We start from the raw sequence: 22549 nt of genomic DNA on the forward strand, positions 1-22549 counted from the left end.
CAAAGAGTCAAAGAGTCAAAGAGTCAAAGAGTCAAAGAGTCAAAGAGTCAAAGAGTCAAAGAGTCAAAGAGTCAAAGTAAGGAAAACCTTACTTGCTAGACGATTGGTCTAATGCTACCATAGACATAGAGAAAACAAGACCACTTTGTCATTAAGTATTGTTGAAAAAACGTAACTTTCAGAAAATTATAAAAATCAAAGAATGGTAATAATCCATTTAAATATCTAATTCTAATAAAGTACTAAGGAGAACATTACCTTTATGTTCGACACCACAACTGCTGTTCCATCAGATAACGACCCATCAAACATTACCTTATCAAATACTAAAGCCCATCTGTTAGCAACCGGCTATAAACTCATCTCCCAAAAAGGCTTTACTGCTGTCGGCATCAAGCAAATATTAGATACCGCTGGTGTTCCTAAAGGCTCTTTCTATCATTACTTCGCTTCCAAAGAAGCTTTTGGCGAAGCAATTATTAATCACTACTTTACCCAGTATAAAAAGCGTCTGGAGATTATTGGCGCACAAGATGTCAGCGCGCAGCAAAAGCTGTATGACTATTTTCAAAATTGGTACGACACCCAGCAAAATGGTTGCGATCATGAAAAGTGCTTGGTGGTTAAACTCAGTGCGGAGGTAGCAGATATCTCAGAGCCCATGCGTAAAGTACTACATGCTGGCTACCAACAAACGATTGCTTGGCTTGCCGCTCAAATCAAAGCCGGCTGGGCAGATAACTCCGTACCCCATCTCGATAATATCGCCGCAGAAAGTATGGCGAAGCGTTGGTACTTTGCATGGCTTGGCGCCAGCTTAATCGCAAAGATTAGTCAAACCAATACGCCGTTAGCAGAAGTATGGCAGATGACCACTACCGAAATGGGGCGCTAATAACACTCTACTCTCATGCTTTTTTTACCTTTTACATTAGTCAGACTTAAACTAAATAAGCCTTTATACCGATCTACTTAATATTAAGCGTTGGTATTCACTTGTACAATATTTTTGTAACTATTAATAAATAACCGCTAGACGACCGGTCTAATTAACGTACAATGCGGACAGATAGTAAGACAAGCATGACTCATTTTCAATTAATAAATTTTAAAACGCTTCTTATCTTTTTAGGAATTCTATGAACAACTTTCAATATTACAATCCAGTACGTATCGTCTTTGGCGAAGACCAAATCAAGCAATTATCAGACTTAGTGCCTACTGATGCTCGCGTTCTCATCACTTATGGTGGCGGTTCAGCTCAGCGTACTGGTACCTTAGATGAAGTGAAAGATGCTTTATCAGCGAATGGCGACCGTAAAGTATTCGAGTTTGGCGGTATTGAAGCCAATCCAGAATTCACGACCTTATTAAAAGCGGCTGATATGGTCAATGAGCATAAAATTGACTTTTTATTAGCCGTGGGTGGGGGTTCTGTGATTGACGGCAGTAAATTTGTTGCGCTTGTTTCGTCCTTAACCGAAGAAGACGGCGCGGTATCCCGTGAGCAAGCATGGGATGCTCTTACCAGTGGTTGCAAAAATATAGACAGTGCTATCGATTTAGGTACGGTATTGACCATTCCAGCGACTGGCTCTGAGATGAATTCAGGCGGCGTGATTAACTATAGCGAGCGCCAAGCAAAACTCCCTTTTGGCAGTGCACTCACTTACCCTAAGTTTTCGATTCTCGATCCTACTAAAACCTTAACGTTACCTGAGCGTCAGGTGATGAATGGTGTCGCTGATGCCTTTGTCCATGTGATTGAACAATACCTGACCTATCCGGTCAATGCTAAAGTTCAAGACGCTTTTGCTGAGAGTCTGCTAAAAATTCTGATTGATGAAGGCCTTGTGGTTAAAAATGATCCAGACAATTTAGAAACTCGTAAAAACCTTATGTGGACAGCAACCATGGCGCTTAACGGTCTGATCGGTACGGGCGTTCCGCAAGATTGGACGACGCACATGATTGGTCATGAACTGACTTCATTACATGCTATCGACCATGCGCGTACCTTAACCATCGTCTTACCATCAGTAATGCGTGAGCTAAAAGACAGCAAAAAAGACAAGCTGCTTCAGTATGCACGTAATGTTTGGAACATCACAGCCGATGATAATGGCACTGAGCAAGACGACGATGCCGTTATTGAAAAAGCAATCAGCTATACCGAAAACTTCTTCCGCGAGCTTGGCTTGCCGGTAAGTTTAGAAGATGTCGATTTAGACGAATCAGCGATTGATCCGATTATTAAGCAGCTTGATGCTCACAAAATGATCAAATTAGGTGAGCATGGCAACAACGATCTAGACGTATCGCGCCGTATTTTAGAACGTGCGGTCAGCAGTAACGCTTAGTAACTTTACATTCTAATAGCATTACACTGTAATAACTCTATAAAGAATAAGCGATAAATAATAGCTACTCAATGTTGAGTGGCTGTTATCATTTAGAATAAACAAATAAAATAAGGAGCCTCATTATGAGTTTCGATAATAATTTTAAAGAGCAGCAAAACCAACAACAAAATCGTCAAATTAAGCTTGCCAGCCGTCCTAATGGTGCGCCGACTGCTGATAACTTTGAGATGGCAACAGGCGAGATTCCAAAACCTAATAATAAGCAGATGTTATTACGGACTGTCTATCTATCCCTTGACCCTTATATGCGCGGACGAATGAGTGATGCCCCAAGCTATGCTGATCCATTGCAAGTTGGTGATGTGATGCTTGGTGGCACGGTTGCACAGGTCGTTGAGTCCAACATTGACAAGTTTGCCGTTGGTGACTTAGTGGTCTCCAATTCTGGCTGGCAGGATTATAGCGTCAGTGATGGCGAAGGCGTACTGAAACTTGATAAGAATATGGCGCACCCCTCTTATGGTTTAGGTGTGCTAGGTATGCCAGGCTTCACTGGCTACATGGGTTTGACCGATATTGGTAAACCGCAAAAAGGCGAAACTTTAGTCGTTGCTGCTGCTACTGGCCCTGTTGGTGCCACTGTTGGCCAAGTCGCGAATAATATAGGTCTACGTACAGTCGGTATCGCAGGCGGCGCTGAGAAATGTGCTTATGCTATTAATGAGCTAGGCTTTGATGCTTGTATTGACCATACAGCCGATGACTTTGCTCAACAGTTAAAAGACACCTGCCCTGATGGTATCGACATCTATTATGAAAACGTCGGTGGTAAAGTGTTCGATGCGGTATTGCCATTGCTAAATGCTCATGCACGCATCCCAGTATGTGGCTTGGTTTCACAATATAACGCCACCGAATTGCCCGATGGTAAAGACCGCTTGAGTGTTCTGATGGGTAATATTCTAAGCAAACGTCTAACCATCAAAGGTTTTATTATCTTTGAAGAATATGGCGACCATTTCCCAGAATTCTTAAAAACCATGAGTAAATGGGTTGAGTCTGGCGAAGTTAAAACCAAAGAATATAAAGTTGATGGTCTTAATCAAGCGCCTACCGCCTTTATCGGCATGCTAGAAGGCCATAACTTCGGTAAAACTGTGGTAAAAGTTGCTGATGTTAAATAAATTTTAGCTTAAAAAATATAAGGTTAGCACTCATAGCCTACAAATTATGGTTGCTAACCAATAATATTAATTAATGTTAATTAATATTAAATAAGGATAATTATGAATATTCTAATGGTACTAACGTCACATGACCGTCTGGGTGATACTGGTAAAAAAACCGGCTTTTGGCTAGAAGAATTTGCCGCGCCGTATTACACTTTTCTTGATGCTGGCGTTAACATTACTATCGCCTCTCCTGCAGGTGGTCAGCCACCACTCGACCCTAGTAGCGACACTGCGGACAATCAAACCGAATTTACCAAGCGCTTTAAAGACGATGCTGAAGCCCAAGAGCGCCTTGCCAACACCAAAAAACTCGCTGATGTAAAAGCTGAAGATTTTGACTCAGTCTTCTACCCGGGTGGTCACGGCCCATTATGGGATTTAGCCGTTGATAAAAACTCTATTGCATTAATCGAAACTTTTGTTAAACAAGGCAAGCCGGTTGCCTTTGTCTGTCATTCTCCAGCCGCACTTAAAAACGTCAAAATTGATGGCGAATACTTAATAAAAGGTAAAAAAGTCACTGGCTTTACGAACACCGAAGAAGAAGGCGTTGGCCTTACTGATGTGGTGCCTTTCTTATTAGAAGACGCACTCAAAGCCAATGGCGGTAACTATGAAAAAGGTGCCGATTGGGAATCCTATGTGGTCGAAGACGGTCTATTAATCACCGGTCAAAACCCTGCATCATCAGAAGAGACTGCAAAACATCTACTTGCTAAGCTCAATAGCTAATAACTCTTGAAAGTTAATAATAAGGACAGCACTATGATTCGTCTGCATCATCTTAACCAATCACGCTCGCTGCGTATTCTATGGCTGCTCGAGGAGCTAGGCGAGCCTTATGAGATTATCAGCTATCAGCGCGACCCTAAAACTAACTTAGCGCCTGATAGTCTAAAAAAAATTCATCCGCTCGGTAAGTCGCCAGTCGTCGAAATTGATGGTGAGGTGATTTCAGAGTCGGGTGCGATTATTGAATTATTGATTGAGCGCTTTGCACCAAAGCGCTTGCGCCCTGCTCCTGAGAGCGCTAATTATGGTCATTATTTACAGTGGATCAGTTTTGCTGAAAGCTCACTCATGGTGCCATTACTACTCGAGCTATTTACTAAAAAAGCTGGCATCAGTGATAATGAATTTTTAAACAGTTATATCAGTAAAGAAAAAAGCAAACTGCTAAGCTATTTAGATAATGCAGTCGATGGCAAGTCTTATATTGTGGGAAACAAGCTTAGCGGCGCTGACTTTATGTTATCGTTTGACTTGATTATGCTTGCTAAACGTGATGAGCTTGATGACTATCCTAATATTAAGCAATATGCGCTACAACTTGCTAGCCTAGACAGCTATCAGCGCGCAATGCGTCTTGAAGACAATCATGATGAGTCTCGACCGTCATAATGTTAACCCCTTAAAGATAAATATGATAAAATAGCTCAAGGTCATCTTGGGCTATTTTTTGTTATTCATCATATCTAATAACTGGCAAGTGCTATCACTCTGTCATAGTATAGTCATTGCCAAACTAATCATTATTAACCACTCACCTATGCAGATTATCGTTCATCCATGAATACCGAATACCAGTTTAAGCCACATGAACAGCCGTTTATGGTAGGTTCGCCTGCCACTCCTGACCATCCTGTGCGCCGCAAGGTGCTCTATTTGCTTATCGGTATTTTTATAGGTCTGACTGCCAGCTTCCAAAACGGTTTGCTAGTTGCCAATCTTACCCAAATTCAAGGTGAGATGGGATTGACCCCAGTTGAAGGTGGCTGGATATCGGTCGCTTATAACATGACCAATGCTTGTATTACCGTGCTGCTCTATAAGATACGTCAGCAGTTCGGGATGTCACTGTTCAGCAAAATCACCCTATCATTTTTACTACTCGCAACCAGTATGCAGTGGTTGGTCAGCAGTGGTCTCATAAGTAGTACCACCGGCATTAGAATTGACCCTTATTATCTTGAAATCATCGCGCGCGGCTTTAGTGGCGTTGTCGCTAGTGCGATGACGGTACTTGCGATATTTTATTGTTTGCAAGGGATGCCGGCTGCTAAGCGTATCAGCGGACTGATACTAGGTTTCGGCTTGGTGCAATTTGGCCTGCCGCTATCACGGATAATCTCGCCTTATCTAGCAGTCGACGGTCAACTTGAAAATTTATTTTTATTTGAGTTTGGACTGACGTTAATCTGTTTTGGCTTAATTAATCTGCTTGAGCTGCCAGCAGGTGTTACCGAAAAGGTATTTGAGAAGCTCGATATAGTAAGCTTTGCCTTTTTTGCTAGTGGCCTTGCTGCTCTATCGGTATTCTTAGTGCAAGGTAGAATTCAATGGTGGACGACACCGTGGCTCAGCTATCCATTGATTATCGCGGTAATCACTATTACTATTGCCCTATGGATTGAGACCCACCGCAAAAACCCTATGCTGCAAGTACGCTGGATGCGCAGCCGCAACATTATTGCCTTTATGATTACTGGGGCAACCATGCGTATTTTGCTGTCTGAGCAAAGCGTGGGTGCGGCGGGATTGTTGGCAAATCTTGGCTACGGCAATGACCAGATGATTGTTTTTTATGTCGTCATACTGGCTGCCAGTGTACTGTCATTAGTGATTAGCGTTTTTCGTACCAGTGCTATGGAGCTGCGCCGTCCGGTGATTTTTGCAGTTGCTTTAATTGCATTAGGGGCATGGATAGATACTGGAGTGTCGGTAAACTCAGCACCTTATATGTTTTATATTAGCCAGTTTATGATTGCCTTTGCCGCTATTTACTTTATGGGGCCGATGGTGTTTGAGGGCATGTTTCGCGCGCTCGCCAATGGACCTGCCTATATTATTAGTTTTTCGGTAATTTTTAGTATCTCCCAAACGATTGGTGGCCTTGCAGGTGCGGCTGCCATTCAAGCCTTTACTACTATTCGTACACAAATGCATTATGCGGACATGGTCAGCTCGATTAATTTAGGTGATCCGGCCTTGATGGGACAAGTCGCGGGCGCACGCGGGGCACTATCGACGCAGATTACTGATTCTGCACAAGCTAGCATTGCGGCAATGGGACGAGTATTACAAGGGGTTCAGCAGCAAGCAACGGTTGCCGCCTACGATGATTTATTTTTCTTAATGGGCAGTATTGCCACATTTACTACCATTATTTTATTAATCAGTTATTCATACTTCCGCTATCATAAGCTCAATCCGCTTGCTAAAGAGCTGGCTGCTATTGCTAAAATGCGCGAACCAAAATAGACTAACGCTTGAATATGCTAGGCTGCGTTGAATATTTGCCGTATTTTATTTTATATCCCTACCTTCTAATCTATCAAAGCTATTGAAGTTATTTTTTATACCTATTAAATCCTTTAGGAGTGCGTTGTGAGCCAAGAAAAACCTAATGATCTGCAGAAAGCTCAGACGCCAACCGACCCTGTAGCGGCAGAAACCCGTGCAGAACCAACCCCTGAAACGACAAAGACTGTCACAGAAACGACAGTTGCCCCCGTTCAAGAAAATAAATCAGCGCCAGAATCTGCAGCGGTCACACCAGCTACAGACGAGGTAGATAGCACCTCTGATGAGCCGCCGATGCCACCAAAGGAGCCCACCACTCCTGCGGGTTGGTCACCGAAGAAAAAATCTGCCTTCAATTTAGGCTTATTTATTGTCCTCATTATTATCGGTGTGCTACTCATTCTCTATGCATGGAATTTGCCACCCTTTACGCCTACTGTCCAACAGACGAACAATGCCTTTATCAAAGGTCAGACCACTATTATTAGCCCGCAAGTCTCGGGTTATGTCACCGAAGTAGCGGTGCAAGATTTTGCAAATGTAAAAGCGGGTGATTTATTAATAAAAATAGATGATCGTAGCTTTCAGCAGCAGCTGGAACAAGCACAGGCTAACATCGAAGTGGCCGTCACCAACCGCTCCAGCAATGCCCAAGATACAGGATCAAACCAAGCACAAATCGAGGCGCGCGAAGCTGATCTGAATAGCTCGAAAGTCAGTGTTGAAAGTGCGCGCGCAGATGTGAATCGCTATCAAGGGTTGGTCGCTATTGGCGCAGTTTCAAGAGCTGAAGTTGCCCATGCCGAGGCCGAGCTTGCTAAAGCGCAGGCTGGCGTTCAACAAGCTGAAGCCAATCTACAAGTTGCTCGTGAAGCCCGTAAAAAGACCGGTGGCAGCCGCTCATCATTAGATGCCAATATTAAAAACGCTGAGGCCGGCGCTAAGCAAGCCCAGATTAATCTAGATAATACGATTATTACTGCCCCTGAATCAGGACAACTGAGTCAAGTGAGCGTTAAGACTGGACAATACGTCAGCGCCGGTACGCAGCTAATGTATATCGTCCCTAAAGGGGTTTGGATTATCGCTAACTTTAAAGAAACCCAAGTGGCAAATATGACGATTGGCGAGTCAGCGACCATTCATGTCGACGCGCTTGGCGGTGCCGAATTTAAAGGTCACGTTAGTAATATATCGCCAGCAACGGGTAGCGAGTTTAGTGCCGGCGCTGCCAATCCTGCTACCGGTAACTATATTAAAATTGCCCAGCGTATTCCGGTACGTATTGACTTAGAACAAGGTCAGCCGGAGCTTGCCCAACTTCGTCCGGGTATGTCGGTTTCTGTCGATGTGGATACTAAAGCTAAATAAAGGCGCTAACACCCAGCGCTATAGAAAACCGTTATAATTCTGCCCAATAAAAAGCCACTCTCGACGTCATCATTAATATGGCGACTTGAGTGGCTTTTTATTGAAGCTTAACGGTGAACGACCTACCGCTTAGCTAAATATAAGCTGTTTTATATTTATGGCAATAAACGCTTGGTATTCCAGCTTGCGATATTTTTACTACTGGAATTAGTGTCACGACTGTACACAATGCGGTCATGCATACGGTTGGCACGCCCTTGCCAAAACTCAATCTCATTTACCGTAATCTCATAGCCACCCCAAAACTCAGGTGTTGGTACTTTGGTGTTCTCTGGATAATCCGTTTGCAGCTGATCAAAGGTTTGTTCCATCACTTCGCGGTTGGCAACTTCGCCACTTTGAGGTTGGCTAACCCAAGCGCCTACTTGACTGTCATGTGGACGTTTTTGGAAATAGGCCGCTGACTTATCGGTATCTATTTTAGCAATACTACCACTAATGCGAATTTGACGCTCTAATTCATGCCAGAAGAATAATACTTCAGCATTAGGATTCTCAGCGATATCTTGACCTTTAGCACTCTCATAATTGGTATAAAAAACGATGCCAGTCTCGGTAATTTCACGCATCAATACAATACGTACGCTTGGTTTATTATCCGCACCGCAAGTGGCAAGACTCATGGCGTAAGGTTCTTGTACTTGTTTCTCAGTCGCCTCACCAATCCAGCCTTTTAACAATTCAAACGGTGATGCCGGTACTGACTGCTGGTCAAGTCTTCCTTTTTCGTATGATAAGCGCTGATCGGTAAAATCCATGCTCATAATTACTCCTTGTTGTTGATATTATTATATTAATTGCTGTTTCTTTTTGCTAGGCTTATTTATTAGTATTGCCTATCGTTAATAGCAGTTTAATCAATTGCTATTAACCCAAGACTGCTTGGATATGTTTTGCCAAATCATTGGCCATCACATCACACTCTATCTCATCATCTGACTCAACCATCACCCGAATCATCGGCTCGGTACCCGACTGACGAATCAATAAGCGACCCCGGCCTTTTAAAGTAGCACGCGCTTTATCAAAGGCAGCGACCAGCTCTTGATATTCAAAAGGGTCTTGCATTTTTGCTAAGCGTACATTGACCAGTTTTTGTGGTAATACCTCAAAGCCTTCGGTCAGCTCACTTAACGCTTTACCTTGTGCTTGCATGACTGCCAGTACTTGCAAGCTTGCAATAATAGCGTCACCGGTACGGCTTTTATCCAAACATAAAATATGTCCTGACGGCTCACCGCCTAATATCCAGCCATTAGCATCCAGCTCTTGCATGACATAACGATCACCGACTTTTGCACGGAGAAAAGAGATCCCCGCTTCCTGTAATGCTAACTCTAAGCCCATATTGGTCATTAATGTACCGACTACTCCGGCGGCGATGGTCTGACCTTGAGTGGCCAATACATATAAAATACCATCACCATCGATTAGATTACCCGCTTCATCGACCATGACAATGCGATCGCCGTCACCATCTAAAGCAATCCCAACATCAGCTTCGTGTTCAAGCACTGCTTTTTGTAGGCCTTCAGGATGAGTGGAACCACAATTTTCGTTGATATTAATACCGTCAGGCTTATTGTTGATGGCAATCACGTTAGCGCCAAGCTCACGTAGCACGCGCGGCGCCACACTATATCCGGCACCATTTGCACAATCTACCACTACCTTTAGATGACCTAAATCATATTGATACGGAAAGCTGCCTTTACAAAATTCAATGTAGCGACCTTTGGCATCATTAATGCGGTGGTTTTTGCCCAATTCTGCCGGATCAATAATAGGCATCAATAGACTGGTGTCTCCTATGCTGCTCATGATGGCTTGCAATTTATCATTAATCGCATTTTGCATCTCATCGGTCAGTTTTTTACCGTCCGCTGAGAACAATTTGATACCGTTATCATAATATGGATTGTGTGAGGCTGAAATCACTACTCCGGCATTGGCATGAAAGCTACGCGTTAAATGAGCAATGGCAGGTGTTGGTAAGGGTCCTAGCATATGTACATCAACGCCTGCAGCATTAAACCCGGCTTGTAACGCACCTTCAATCACATAGCCTGAAAGCCTAGTGTCTTTACCAATAACCACGCTAGGCTTGCGCTCAGGATTGTCATTATTTTCTATCAAGACGCGCCCAGTCACATAACCCAACTTTAAAATAAAATCAGGCGTAATAGGCATTTCACCAAACTTACCGCGTATACCATCAGTGCCAAAGTAGCTCATTATAAATTATATCCTTATGTTAGTACTAAATGCTAAAAATGAAAGGCCAGATATGCACACAGGCAAGGTGGACTATTATTATCTTATTTTACAAAAAAAACAGCCAGCAATGAACAAGCATTGTTGACTGTTTGTCTCTTAATGTCATTATCCTGCTGTTAATTACTGTCTATGTGACTTATATCGCATTTTATATGCTCAAAACCTTATAGCAATCTATTATACGTTTTTTAGTTCACACGATAGTTGGGTGCTTCTTTGGTAATTTGGACATCATGGACATGCGACTCTTTCATACCTGCTGACGTAACACGAATAAACTGCGGTTTGCTACGCATGTCTTCGATAGTCGCAGAGCCTGTATAACCCATTGATGAGCGCAAGCCGCCTACCAATTGATTGACGATACCGGCTACCGGTCCTTTATAAGGAACACGACCTTCAATGCCTTCTGGTACCAGCTTTTCAATGCCATCTTTGGCATCTTGGAAGTAGCGATCTGACGAGCCATTTTCGCCTGACATTGCCCCTAAGCTACCCATGCCGCGATAGGCTTTATAGTAGCGGCCTTGGAATAACTCGACTTCTCCCGGCGCTTCTTCTGTACCAGCCATGAGTGACCCTACCATAATACACGAAGCGCCAGCGGCAATGGCTTTTGCCATGTCACCTGAATAGCGAATACCGCCATCAGCAATCAATGGAATGCTGTCTTGTAGTGCACTAGCAACGCTATCGATAGCTGATATTTGTGGTACGCCGATGCCAGCAATGATACGGGTAGTACAGATAGAGCCAGGGCCGATACCGACTTTTACGGCGTCAGCGCCGGCGTCACGTAAGGCTTTAGCGGCATCACCAGTTGCGATATTGCCACCGATAACTTGAATATGCGGAAAATTCTTTTTAATCCAAGCGACTTTATCAATAACCCCTTTTGAGTGACCATGTGCGGTATCAACGATGATCACGTCAACGTCAGCGGCAATCAAGGCCTCAACACGTGCTTGGGTATCCGCACCAGTACCAACAGCAGCGCCTACGCGCAAGCGACCATGCTCATCTTTACAAGCATTTGGGTTATTTTCGGCTTTGGCAAAATCATTCACTGTAATGAGACCGCGCAAGCGAAAGTCGTCATTAATGACCACTACTTTTTCGATCCGGTGCTCATGAAGGAGTTTTTTGATATTTACGTTACTTTCGCCTTCATGGACGGTAACCAGCTGCTCTTTCGGCGTCATAATGTGACTGACCGGCAGTGATAAATTAGTTTCAAAGCGCCAGTCACGATGGGTGACGATACCAACGACTTTATCAGTGCCCTTTTCAACGACAGGTACGCCTGAGATATTATTGTCTTGGGTCAGCTTTAATAACTCGCCAATGGTCATCTCAGGATGGACAGTAATAGGATCAACCACCGTGCCCGCTTCGAACTTCTTAACCCGGCGCACTTGCATCGCTTGTTTTACGATGTCCATATTTTTATGCAAGATACCCATACCGCCCAGCTGTGCCATGGTAATGGCCATCTCAGACTCGGTAACCGTATCCATAGCAGCAGAAACCATCGGTAGGTTTAGGGTGATACTTTTAGTCAGACGAGTAGACAGATTGGCAGTTTTTGGCAGCACTTCAGAATAGGCTGGTAACAATAAAACGTCATCAAAGGTGAAGGCTTCATCAACAATACGTAACATACATACCCCTAGCAGTGGTTATTTTGATGGGTGGGCAATGCAGTATTAAGTTGATAAATTAACTATAGTAATAAAACCGGATTACTAAAACCGGTTGCTCATAGACTAAACAAAGACCAGTAAACGCTCAATACAGATGTTCGCTACCCTTGTTATTTATTTATCATTAATAATTAATTAATCCGTCGCGTAGGGTCACAAATATAGTGCCTTACCCATCGTAGATTTTTAATTATACTAACACTTAATAACTGAATTATCCCTTAAAAATAACGCCATATTATAACAAATAAGCCAACTGACCGCATGGTGTATTTGTCAGTATATTTTACCGGAACTTATCTGGTGCTCAAGACTTAATGACGGTGATCTCATCGTTAACAGCCGCGTTTATAATATATAAATGCGGCTGTTAGATTTGTGAAGAACGCAATAAATAGTTTTTTAACTATGCGTTATTGTTATTTCTTTCAACAGGTTATCTAACCGCTTCTGTCCTCAAAACTTAAACGCTCAGTCGGTAGATAGGCTTTTTGTTCATCATAAAGATACCCTAACATCTGCTCACGGACGTCACACTCTAGTATCCACGCATTATCTGCGCTATCTGATGACAATGTGCCGAGCAGCTTGATGTTATTTTCAGTCACTGAAGTCGCAGTTAACCCAGGCTCGACTACCCCATCCCATAGTTCGTGGGCTTTGACTGCTTCAATAAATTTTTGTCGAACTTTATCAATCTTGACGCCATAATCGACATACAGATAGACCAGGCGTGTCTGGTGCGCTTCAGGGTGTGACCAGTTTTCAATAATTTCAGACACAAAATGGCGCATGGGTACAAACAGTCGACGTTCGTCCCATGTTTTGAGCACCGCATAGGTATAACGTAAATCCTCGACTGTGCTCCAATCGCCCTCCATCATCACCGTATCGCCAATACGAATCGGCTGCGTAACGGCGACCTGCATGCCAGCGATAATATTGCCTAAGATAGGCTGAGCAGCAATACCAATGACGGCACCAGCAATACCTGCGGAGGTCAATAAGGTCTTGCCCAGTCCTTCAAGATTGGTAAATTCGCTAAGGCCATTCCAAATACTGCCAAGTATCATGACAAAGATGAACACTCGGCGAAATATTGACACATAAGTACTGCGGCGGCGATATTTATCGAATTCTTTTTCACCTAAATTTTCAATTTGTAAGTCTTGATAACGATTGGCAAAGAAATTTATTATGCGAATACCCAACCATATGGTACTGAGTACCAAGCCGATCCAAATGATGGGGCGTGTTGCGGTTGCTACTGGGTCTAGATAAGGAAAGCCACCTGATACCAAAGTATATACTAAGGAGAAGCTGATACTAAATGTCAGCGGTACCGTAAGCTTGGTAATCAAATCTGTGATACTTTTTCTACCAACCGTGCGCTGCTCAAGGTTCTTATCGTCTACATCGCTAGCGCTCCAACGGATAAGCTTGCCAACACCTGTACTCAACAGCCAACCAAGGCCCATGGTCACGGTAAAAAATGTCAGCAGCGCTAAAAACTCCCAGACCGCAATACCAAAGAATCTGAGTGTCATCCATGTCGGTAAATAACTTTCAAACGGCGCAGGTTGGTACTGCTCATATAGATGATCGATATTACTAACGGTTTGCGCAGAAAACACCCAGACTGGCGCATTATCTCCAATCCGCACGCGCTCTATAAAGATTGGCACACGCCGTTCACGATAATCGATATAGCCTAACTGTATAGAGCGACGAGGAATACCCCTGACACTGCTGCTACTACCGATCAGCGGCTCAATCAACCCATCAGGACGATCCGGTAATCTGTCAAAGACATAAAGCTGCTTTTTGTTTAATAAAAAATCTAAGCGCCGGCTCAGCTCAATCGAGCGACTGGTTTGTAGCTCACTGTCCATCAGATTCATATTGAGTGCGTAAGCCGCCAAGTCATATTGCTGCTTCATAATTGCGGACTGAAAGAACTCTAACGTAGCCAGCGGCGTCGACAAATTTGGCGACTCGGTCAAAGGCGGCAAACCCGTATTAAGCTCAGTTAACGGATAATAACTCTCATTATAGTCACCAGTCAGCGCGCTATTCCCTTGCAAAACCCCTGCTTGCTGAGCCGAATTTTTCTCCGATGGGTCAAACACGTCACCAGCGACTTTAGAGACATCAATATCTTCAGCTTTAAAATCCTCAATTTTTTGCTCTGCATAATCAATTATGTTGTCTGGCTTAGTTATTTTTTGCACTGATGAATTGCTATTCTCATGAGTAGCCGTATTGGTATTGGCGTTAGCATTGGCAGCAAGAAAAACGAGGCTAAGTAGTATCAGCATAAGTGCCACAATAAACATGCTGACCCGTGACATCAGACCATTTCGATCAGCGCCATCTCTACTATCAGAGCCATATCTAGAAGTATCTTTACGATCGACAGCTTTAACATGAGTATTCATAAGCTAAACCTTTATGGCCTTAGGGTTAAGACAAGCTAAAGTAGACCGCAAAAAAAAGCCGGCGCGAAGCTGGCTTCTTTTCTTAACGTCCGTCTTTAATATTAACAGTATTGAGGATATGAATAGTGTTGATAATGTGAATAATATTAATGGTATTGATAACGAAGCTATTAACCCTATGCACGACGCCACGTCGTGCCAGTACGGCTGTCTTCAAGTTCAATACCAGCCGCTATTAATTGCTCGCGTATTTCATCAGCTCGAGCAAAGTTTTTATTACTCTTTGTATCAGCACGCTCAATAATTAAGTTATCAATATCAAAATCGGTCAAACCATCGGCTTGAGCCTCACCAATCACCGCTTGTAAGAACTGCGACACCGGTTGCTGTAATATATTGAGTGCCTGCGCCAGTGCTTTTAGCTGCTGCGCCCATTGCCACGCACTGGCCACATCTTCTGCTTTGACCGCTTTATTAATATCACGTGCCAGCCCAAATAGGACACTGATGGCGGCTGAGGTATTAAAATCATCATTCATGCCAGCGATAAATTCCTGTCCTGCGGCACTGGCATAAGCATCATTTACCAATTGCTCATTAATCTCTAACGTTTGACCTTGCTGTTGTTCTGCTATTTTTAGTGCATGATACAATCTGCTTAGGCTATTATGCGCTTCATCTAAGGCCACATCTGAGAAGTTGACTTGGCTGCGATAATGGCTGGACAATAGAAAATAACGTACGGTTTCAGGATGGTATTTTGCCATCACATCGCGAATGGTAAAGAAGTTATGCAAAGACTTAGACATCTTTTCGCCATCGACATTAATAAAGCCCACGTGCATCCAATTGCGGGCATATTCGCAGCCGGTAGCCGCTTCCGACTGAGCAATTTCGTTTTCGTGATGTGGAAACTGTAAATCATGACCACCGCCATGAATATCGAAAGTATTGCCCAAGCATTTAGTTGACATCGCTGAACACTCAATATGCCAACCAGGACGACCTTGACCCCACGGTGATGCCCATTGTGGCTCATTAGCTTTGGCCGCTTTCCATAATACAAAATCAAACGGGTTACGCTTGACCGTTTCGACCTCAACCCGCGATCCGGCCTGCATATCATCTAAATTACGCTTAGACAATTTACCATAGTCAGCGAAACTATCGACTGCATAATAAACATCACCATTATTGGCCGCATACGCATAGTCGGCTGTGACCAGCGTTTCAATTATTTGTTGCATCTCATCGATATGATCGGTAGCGCGTGGCTCAGCATTAGGTGTCAGGCAACCCAGTGCGGCAGCATCTTCGTGCATGGCCTCGATAAAACGCTGGGTTAACGAGCCGATATCTTCGCCATTTTCCGCAGCGCGGGTGATGATTTTGTCATCGATATCGGTGATATTACGGATATAATTGACCTCATAACCCAACTGCGTGAGCCAACGTACTACCATATCAAAAGCGACCATCACTCGCGCATGACCAATATGACAATAATCATAGACAGTCATGCCGCACACATACATGCCCACCTTCCCGGCGTCAAGCGGTGTAAACGGCTGCTTGCGTCCCGTCAACGAATCATAAATCGCAAGCTGAGACATGGCATCAGTAAGAGGGGTGGTCGTCATAAAATAGCCTTGTAAGTGAAAACATTATTAATATAAATGCAAAGTAGAATATAAGCAGTTAGCGTTATAAAAGTCCAAAAGACACTATCGTCTATAATCCAACAACCCATACCTTACTTTGACAACAATCTATCTTAGCGAAAATAGCAATAAAATACTACAATGGTCCGCGAGTCAAAAACATTCACTCATAAATAATTAATTATAAACCAATAAGGAATAACCATGGGCAATCGCTTAAGCAAAATATATACCCGTACTGGAGATGATGGCAGTACGGGTATGGCCGACGGTAGCCGAGTCAGTAAGGCAGATAACTTATTCAGTGTGATGGGCGATGTCGACGAGCTTAACTCGCATATCGGACTGGTACGTGCTCACTTTGCACAAGCCGTAGCAGCAGCGGATGCCAATACACAACCGCTACCTGCACGTCTACAGTGGGGCGAACAGACAGCGGGTACTGATTTTGCACAAGCATTGGTGGTTATTCAGCATTTGTTATTTAATATCGGTGGTGAGCTTGCCATGCCAGAATATGAAGCGGTGAATGCCAGCCATATCGAATGGTTAGAGCAGCAAATCGATACTATGAATACCACTTTACCGCCGCTTAAAGACTTTATTTTGCCCACCGGTTCAGTGCTAGTCAGCCAACTGCATGTGGCGCGTTGTGTCTGCCGCCGAGCAGAACGTCAAGCGGTGATATTACAACAGCAACGCCCAGAGGCCATTCGTAGCACGGCGGTAAGCTTAATCAATCGTCTATCTGACTGGTTGTTTGTAGCAGCACGCTTCTGTACTGACCCAGAGCAAGTCTCAGAAGTATTATGGGACAGCCAAGTTTTACAAAAACTCGAGAGCAACAAATAGCTTAAAACTCTATTGTTCGTAAAATGCTATTGTTATAACCAAAACGCCCGCAACTTATTAAGGTTGCGGGCGTTTTGGTTTTATACCATTTTTAAATTATTTATACTATAGTCAATCCAGAATAAAATTAGCACATCCCATATCATGGAACAGTTTAGGCAGATTATTCTCCATCCCCCCTTGTCGTAGAAACTTAGCCTGTGCCCATTTCTTCTCAATGGGATTTAGATCAGGACTGTAGGGCGGTAGAAATAACAGGCGATGACCATGCCTATTAAGCAGCCTTTGAACGCGTTTATGAATAAGCAGCCTTTGAACGCGTTTATGAAAGCTGGCGTTATCCATCACAATCACGCACTTGGTTTTAAGGCTCGGTATTAGCGTGTATTTGCACCAGTTATAGAATATGTCACCATTGATGTTCTTCTCGAAATAATCAAGTGCAAATAACGCTTTTTTATATAAGGCACCAATAACGTTGGTTCGTTTCTTGCCTTGCCAGTTATAACTGGCAAGGCAAGGGGTGCCAATCGGTGCATAGCCATAAGGGCGAATGGTTTCATGCTCAAAGCCACTCTCATCCATGTATACAATAGCAAAGCCTTGAGCGATGAAGGTGTTGAGTTTGCTTAGGTAGTCAGCTCTCTTTACTGGACACGCTTTTGGATGTTCTAAGGTCTTTTTTTTTGCTGATGCCAAGGCGTTTTAAAGCGGCCTCAATGCCTGACTTGCTACACCCAAAACGCCGTGCTCGCTCGTACATATAATCATCTGGATACTGTTCAACATCTTTTAATAGCGCTTCATTAGGTATTTTACTGGGTGGTTTATTGCGAGTTAGTTTGATACTAGGGTCTTTGAGCCAAAGCTGTAGCGTGGCCTTACTAATGTCATAGAATGCACAAGCTTGCCTGATACTCATGCCTTGTTGTTCGACACTTTTAAGCACTTGAGCCCGAAAGTCTGCTGAATAAGTCATAATCTTTTTACTTTTCGCTTGTTTTAAAACTATTGTACCGCTTTTATAAAGGCTCTACTATACCCTCTAAATTAAAAGCAGAATAAGTTACATCGACAGTAGAACAGACACTTCCTGCTTAATATTTAATAGACTTAGTAATTAAGAGTTAGTAAGTTTAATAAGTAGCGCTATCATCTTCAATGATTACCATATCAATGCTGTCATCTTTAGGTACAGACTTCGGTGTCTTTGGCGCTGCTGGGACTTTATTCTCAGGAGTCGGTGTCACAGCATTTTGGTTATTGCTTTGGTTGATGGTTGGTGGTTGAGAAGGCTTTGCAGGTTGGGCAGGCTGAGCCGGGTTAAGCGGGGTCACCGGTTTTGGCTGACGAGTCTGGTTTTGGCTGTTATTTTTTGCAGCTTCGCGGCGACGAGCGGCCTCTTTAACGGCACGCTGAGCCTGCTTGCTATTAGCTATGCTATCCATAGCGGACTTCATCACCGAGCCTGCCACCACATCTGCTACGACTGTTATCAGCGCAGGCTGCCCAGCAATGCTCACTCTTATCTGACCACTTTGCGCGCCAGTAACATAAGTAAAGGCATCATCGATGAGCATATTATTATTGATACGGATGTTTTCTTCCGCTAAACGTGTTTGTAAGCTTGGTTGATTGTTAGCAGCCTGCACTTGGCTTGCTTGATATAAGTCTTCACTTGGCAAGGTCATGCTAACGCTGGCCTGACAGGTCGTCATACCATTGGCATTGGCTTCTTGCAAAACGGCTGCGTTTTGCACATCAATGACGATACCATTTACTTTGTCACTGACCGCGCCGCCATTAAGACTGATTTCAGCATCATTAGCATAGCTGGCAGCGAGAGTTCGTGCTTGTTGATTAAGGGTATTTTTCAATGCTGTTTTTAGACGGTCTTGTACCATTGGGTTATCACAAGCAACCGCCGTTGTGACGGTATTATTAGTTGCGGGTTGCTCGACAGCATCCGTAGTTTCGGTATTATCGGTCTTATCTGAGCGGCTACAGCCTGCCACAGCCAACCCACATATCATGCCGACGCCTGCGATTTGCTGCCATTTTATCCATTTATTATTTACTGCGCTCATACTGGTTTTGCTCCCGAGTTACTGACTCTTACTACTGCCGACAGACAGCGTTTGACATAACTTGATATTGATATCGCCATTACAAATGGCGATTGAATGAAAAATTACGCCATTATACGGGGTTTGGGTCAGATGGTCATCAGGATAGCCCTTTGATATGCAAATAAAATCTACCATTACACCCAAATATTGCCTTTAGTTGCAAAAACATAACAAACTATAATGTAAGCACTGCTTTTAACGACACAATCAACCGTTACACTTAATATTAACTGCTCTCCTAACCATTAATACGTTACTTATTAAAATTTACTAGTCAAAAACCACTACTAAGTATTACCTTAATTAAAAGTTGTCAATAACAATAAAACTATGATAAATCTTAAAAACACTCAACTCTTAGGCCATCGCGGTGCCCGTAATGAAGCATTAGAGAACACCTTGTTTGGCTTTCAGCATGCTCATGATTTGCAGCAACACGGCTTAGTGGGCGTTGAGTTTGACGTACAATTAACCGCTGACGGTCATTTGGTGGTCTTTCATGATGAGACGCTTCAGCGCTTATGTGGCATACAGTCAAGAGTGGATCAGCTGAGTCTTGCTGAAATCCAGCGCCATTTGCAAAATGGACATCAAATTATTACTTTAGATAGATTGGCACAACCATTGCCTGTCTCTGCATCAAATCCGTCAGATTCAAAATCGCCTGCACCAAAGCTATCTCATTTAAACTCAGCAACAGAACTGCAAAAACGCGCGCAAAATAATTTACTTGGTTTGCCTAATTCTTCCCCTTTATTTACGACCAGTGCGATAAAGAAATCAGCGCAGACCCTAACCAATTTCACCCACATTGAGCTGGAGATAAAAACCCACAGCCGCACTAACTATACCAAGTTAATCGAAGCATTGGCGCGCTATTTAATCGACAGCCCGCTGTCTACTCTACCGATTGTTCTCACCAGCTTTGACGTGCAACTCCTCGCTCAACTCCAAAGTCATAAGTTGTTAGCACATGTTCCACGAGGTTTATTGGTTCGCGATCCTAAATTATTGAAGGCGGCGCCCAATACGGCATTACAGCTCGGTTGTGGCCAGCTCGGTATCTATTATCCGTTACTTGACCAATCGGTTATTAAATATTGTCATCGTTATGGCCTGCCGGTAAGCGCATGGACCGTAAATGACATTGAGCAAGTCAAACGATTGGTACAATGGCAAGTGGATTTTATTATTACCGACATTCCTACTCAGCTGTTGTAAAATTCGCTTTTAATCCCATCTAAACCTTATAGTTTGTATTCGTTTAATGCTATCTATTTAAATTACCATCAGTTTTATTGGCTCAATTTAGGCGGTATAGCCATCAATCTTGCTGCAGCATAGACTGTGATTTCTTATGAAATATTCAAGGTCGCTTTTAACATAAACGCGCTGCGACTTACATTTTTGTTTAACTCCTGATAGCCAGTAGGGTATTGATAGGAATTCATTCTATAACTCATACAAGTTATTGTTATTTAGTAAGATTTTTCTAGTGTATAACCGTTCACTTTCCTGTCTTTTTAAGGTAATATAGAGACTTGAATTAATACCGTTAGGGATATTATATGATTGCAAAGAAAGCAATAGGTTTACCGCTCAAAAGCCTACGTTTCGCTATCAAGTCTGGTGACACTCTCATTCAGACCGCTGGAACTCAAGCGCTACGTTTTAAAACGTGGTTTGATGATAGTAAGGCGAACGGCGTAGCAAAGAGCGAGAATGCCAACAGTGCGTCTGTCATCAATTCTGACAATAAGAGCGATGTCTCGATGAACGAGACTATCGATATACGTGAACTTGAGTTTAAAAAAGCGCCGATTAACTGGATTCCGGCCACTCTTCTAGTAGCGACGCCAATTGCTGCTGCAGTTATTGCTCCTTGGTACCTAGCGACTCATCATGTCAGCGCACCCGTTTGGGGCGTGTTTGGTACCTTTATGGTGTGGACAGGCATTAGCATCACGGCAGGCTATCATCGTCTGTTGTCGCATCGTGCTTATAAAGCCCATCCCTTAGTCAAAAACTTTTTACTACTAGGCTCAACCCTAGCGGTACAAGGTTCAGCATTTGACTGGGTGTCTGGTCACCGTAGCCATCACCGCCATGTTGATCACCGTTTAGATGATCCGTATTCAGCACAGCGTGGCTTTTTCTTCAGTCATATCGGTTGGATGCTACGTAACTATCCGAGCGGTAAGTTCGACTATAAAAACATTCCGGACTTGACTAAAGATAGAGTACTACAGATTCAGCATAAGTATTATGGTCTGTGGGTATTAGCGGCGAACGTCGGTTTAGTAGCGGCCGTTGGTTGGTTGGTTGGTGACGTTTGGGGCACTTTAGTACTAGCTGGGTTAGTACGTTTGGTCTTAACCCATCACTTTACCTTCTTTATTAACTCGTTATGCCATATAACAGGCACGCGCCCTTATACCGATACCAATAGTGCCCGTGATAACTTTATCTTAGCGATATTTACTTGGGGTGAGGGTTATCATAACTATCATCATTTCTTCCAATACGACTATCGTAATGGTGTAAAATGGTGGCAGTATGATCCAACTAAATGGCTGATTGCTGGTCTATCAAAAGTAGGTCTAACCAGTGAACTGCGTACCATTGATAATACCACTATCAAACATGCTGAAGTGCAAATGCAGTTTAAACAAGCACAGCAGCAGATTGATACGGTAAAAGAAGCTGGCTTGGATATTCCGCATATCATGCAAAACTTCCAAGATCGTATTAAGTTTGAATTGGATGCCTTCACGCAAACCGTTGAAGAATGGCAAGCCCTAAAAGCCAAAACAATTGAGTTGAAAAAGACTGAATTTGCTGATCGTTTGCATGAGGTCGATGACAATCTTAAGAGTGAATATGCCAAGATTGAACAAAAGATCCATGAGCATAATGACAATTTAAAAATAGCATTTCGCTCAATCGGTTATAACAATAAAGCCGCTTAAAACGAAAGCTATTAAAAATTGATTCAGCACATTTATTATTCACGTCTCTCCTTCCCTCTATCTGTAGCAGATAGAGGGATTTTTTTATCCCTTTTTTAACTGCCTTACTTTAACCAAGCTGTTTTTGGGCTATGTTGTTTTTAAGCTATGTTATAGTGGTTTTATTAATGCTATCGACAGCATTTATTAAT

18 protein-coding genes are annotated in these 22549 nt (G+C 43.2%); 10 read left to right on the forward strand and 8 right to left on the reverse strand.

Annotated elements, in window-relative coordinates; all coding sequences use genetic code 11:
• The first annotated feature begins 262 nt into the window (after nucleotides 1-262).
• The 7 genes from JMY06_RS09985 to JMY06_RS10015 all read left to right on the forward strand — a co-directional run bounded on the left by JMY06_RS09985 (nucleotide 263) and on the right by JMY06_RS10015 (nucleotide 8269).
• Entirely contained in the window at nucleotides 263-895 is a 633-nt protein-coding gene (locus JMY06_RS09985; RefSeq protein WP_201525915.1) for a TetR/AcrR family transcriptional regulator, read from the forward strand.
• A gap of 244 nt (nucleotides 896-1139) precedes the next feature.
• Nucleotides 1140-2360, forward strand: coding sequence for an iron-containing alcohol dehydrogenase (locus tag JMY06_RS09990; RefSeq protein ID WP_201618137.1), 1221 nt, complete (start codon nucleotides 1140-1142; stop codon nucleotides 2358-2360).
• Between the two features lie 125 nt (nucleotides 2361-2485).
• The gene (locus JMY06_RS09995; RefSeq protein ID WP_201618138.1) at nucleotides 2486-3547 is read left to right on the forward strand and encodes an NADP-dependent oxidoreductase; all 1062 of its coding nucleotides are present in this window, start codon (nucleotides 2486-2488) and stop codon (nucleotides 3545-3547) included.
• Nucleotides 3548-3649: 102 nt separating this feature from the next.
• Entirely contained in the window at nucleotides 3650-4327 is a 678-nt protein-coding gene (locus JMY06_RS10000) for a type 1 glutamine amidotransferase domain-containing protein (protein WP_201618139.1), read from the forward strand.
• Nucleotides 4328-4360: 33 nt separating this feature from the next.
• Nucleotides 4361-4996: a glutathione S-transferase family protein gene (locus JMY06_RS10005; RefSeq protein WP_201618140.1), complete on the forward strand. Its 636-nt coding sequence runs from the start codon at nucleotides 4361-4363 to the stop codon at nucleotides 4994-4996.
• Nucleotides 4997-5164: 168 nt separating this feature from the next.
• The gene (locus JMY06_RS10010; RefSeq protein ID WP_201618141.1) at nucleotides 5165-6856 is read left to right on the forward strand and encodes an MFS transporter; all 1692 of its coding nucleotides are present in this window, start codon (nucleotides 5165-5167) and stop codon (nucleotides 6854-6856) included.
• Between the two features lie 126 nt (nucleotides 6857-6982).
• Nucleotides 6983-8269 (forward strand): HlyD family secretion protein, encoded by a 1287-nt coding sequence (locus tag JMY06_RS10015; protein ID WP_201618142.1) that lies wholly within the window; start codon nucleotides 6983-6985, stop codon nucleotides 8267-8269.
• Nucleotides 8270-8424: 155 nt separating this feature from the next.
• On the opposite strand, the gene pdxH is transcribed toward JMY06_RS10015, so the two are convergent.
• The 5 genes from pdxH to cysS form a co-directional block, all read right to left on the reverse strand.
• Nucleotides 8425-9087 (reverse strand): pyridoxamine 5'-phosphate oxidase, encoded by a 663-nt coding sequence (gene pdxH, locus JMY06_RS10020; RefSeq protein ID WP_201618164.1) that lies wholly within the window; start codon nucleotides 9085-9087, stop codon nucleotides 8425-8427.
• A 109-nt stretch (nucleotides 9088-9196) separates the two neighbouring features.
• Nucleotides 9197-10564, reverse strand: coding sequence for a phosphoglucosamine mutase (glmM, locus tag JMY06_RS10025; RefSeq protein WP_201618143.1), 1368 nt, complete (start codon nucleotides 10562-10564; stop codon nucleotides 9197-9199).
• A gap of 230 nt (nucleotides 10565-10794) precedes the next feature.
• Nucleotides 10795-12267, reverse strand: a complete 1473-nt coding sequence (gene guaB, locus JMY06_RS10030) for an IMP dehydrogenase (RefSeq protein WP_201618144.1) — start codon at nucleotides 12265-12267, stop codon at nucleotides 10795-10797.
• A gap of 482 nt (nucleotides 12268-12749) precedes the next feature.
• Nucleotides 12750-14747: a mechanosensitive ion channel family protein gene (locus JMY06_RS10035; RefSeq protein ID WP_227672283.1), complete on the reverse strand. Its 1998-nt coding sequence runs from the start codon at nucleotides 14745-14747 to the stop codon at nucleotides 12750-12752.
• Nucleotides 14748-14923: 176 nt separating this feature from the next.
• Nucleotides 14924-16387 carry a cysteine--tRNA ligase gene (gene cysS / locus JMY06_RS10040; RefSeq protein WP_201618145.1) on the reverse strand — a complete coding sequence of 488 codons (1464 nt, stop codon included), beginning with the start codon at nucleotides 16385-16387 and terminating at the stop codon, nucleotides 14924-14926.
• 225 nt (nucleotides 16388-16612) lie between these two features.
• Here cysS and JMY06_RS10045 point away from each other — a divergent pair, with 225 nt between their 5' ends.
• The gene (locus tag JMY06_RS10045) at nucleotides 16613-17260 is read left to right on the forward strand and encodes a cob(I)yrinic acid a,c-diamide adenosyltransferase (protein ID WP_201618146.1); all 648 of its coding nucleotides are present in this window, start codon (nucleotides 16613-16615) and stop codon (nucleotides 17258-17260) included.
• 111 nt (nucleotides 17261-17371) lie between these two features.
• Here the strand turns inward: JMY06_RS10045 and JMY06_RS10050 are convergent, their stop codons facing one another.
• The 3 genes from JMY06_RS10050 to JMY06_RS10060 form a co-directional block, all read right to left on the reverse strand.
• Nucleotides 17372-17959 carry an IS630 family transposase gene (locus tag JMY06_RS10050; protein WP_201618147.1) on the reverse strand — a complete coding sequence of 196 codons (588 nt, stop codon included), beginning with the start codon at nucleotides 17957-17959 and terminating at the stop codon, nucleotides 17372-17374.
• A complete protein-coding gene (locus JMY06_RS10055; RefSeq protein WP_201618148.1) occupies nucleotides 17898-18239 on the reverse strand; it encodes an IS630 transposase-related protein in 342 nt (113 codons plus the stop codon). The genes JMY06_RS10050 and JMY06_RS10055 overlap by 62 nt, the downstream gene beginning before the upstream one ends.
• 157 nt (nucleotides 18240-18396) lie before the next feature.
• Complete coding sequence (locus JMY06_RS10060) at nucleotides 18397-19347, reverse strand: hypothetical protein (protein ID WP_201618149.1); 951 nt, start codon at nucleotides 19345-19347, stop codon at nucleotides 18397-18399.
• A gap of 372 nt (nucleotides 19348-19719) precedes the next feature.
• Between JMY06_RS10060 and JMY06_RS10065 the strand changes: the two genes are divergently transcribed.
• Both JMY06_RS10065 and JMY06_RS10070 read left to right on the forward strand, forming a co-directional pair.
• On the forward strand, nucleotides 19720-20610 hold the full coding sequence (locus JMY06_RS10065; protein WP_201618150.1) for a glycerophosphodiester phosphodiesterase: 891 nt from the start codon (nucleotides 19720-19722) through the stop codon (nucleotides 20608-20610).
• A gap of 551 nt (nucleotides 20611-21161) precedes the next feature.
• Nucleotides 21162-22358, forward strand: a complete 1197-nt coding sequence (locus JMY06_RS10070) for an acyl-CoA desaturase (RefSeq protein WP_201618166.1) — start codon at nucleotides 21162-21164, stop codon at nucleotides 22356-22358.
• Nucleotides 22359-22549 lie beyond the last annotated feature (191 nt).

Origin of the sequence: Psychrobacter urativorans, from assembly GCF_904846675.1 — a bacterium.
GTDB classification, from domain to species: domain Bacteria; phylum Pseudomonadota; class Gammaproteobacteria; order Pseudomonadales; family Moraxellaceae; genus Psychrobacter; species Psychrobacter urativorans_B.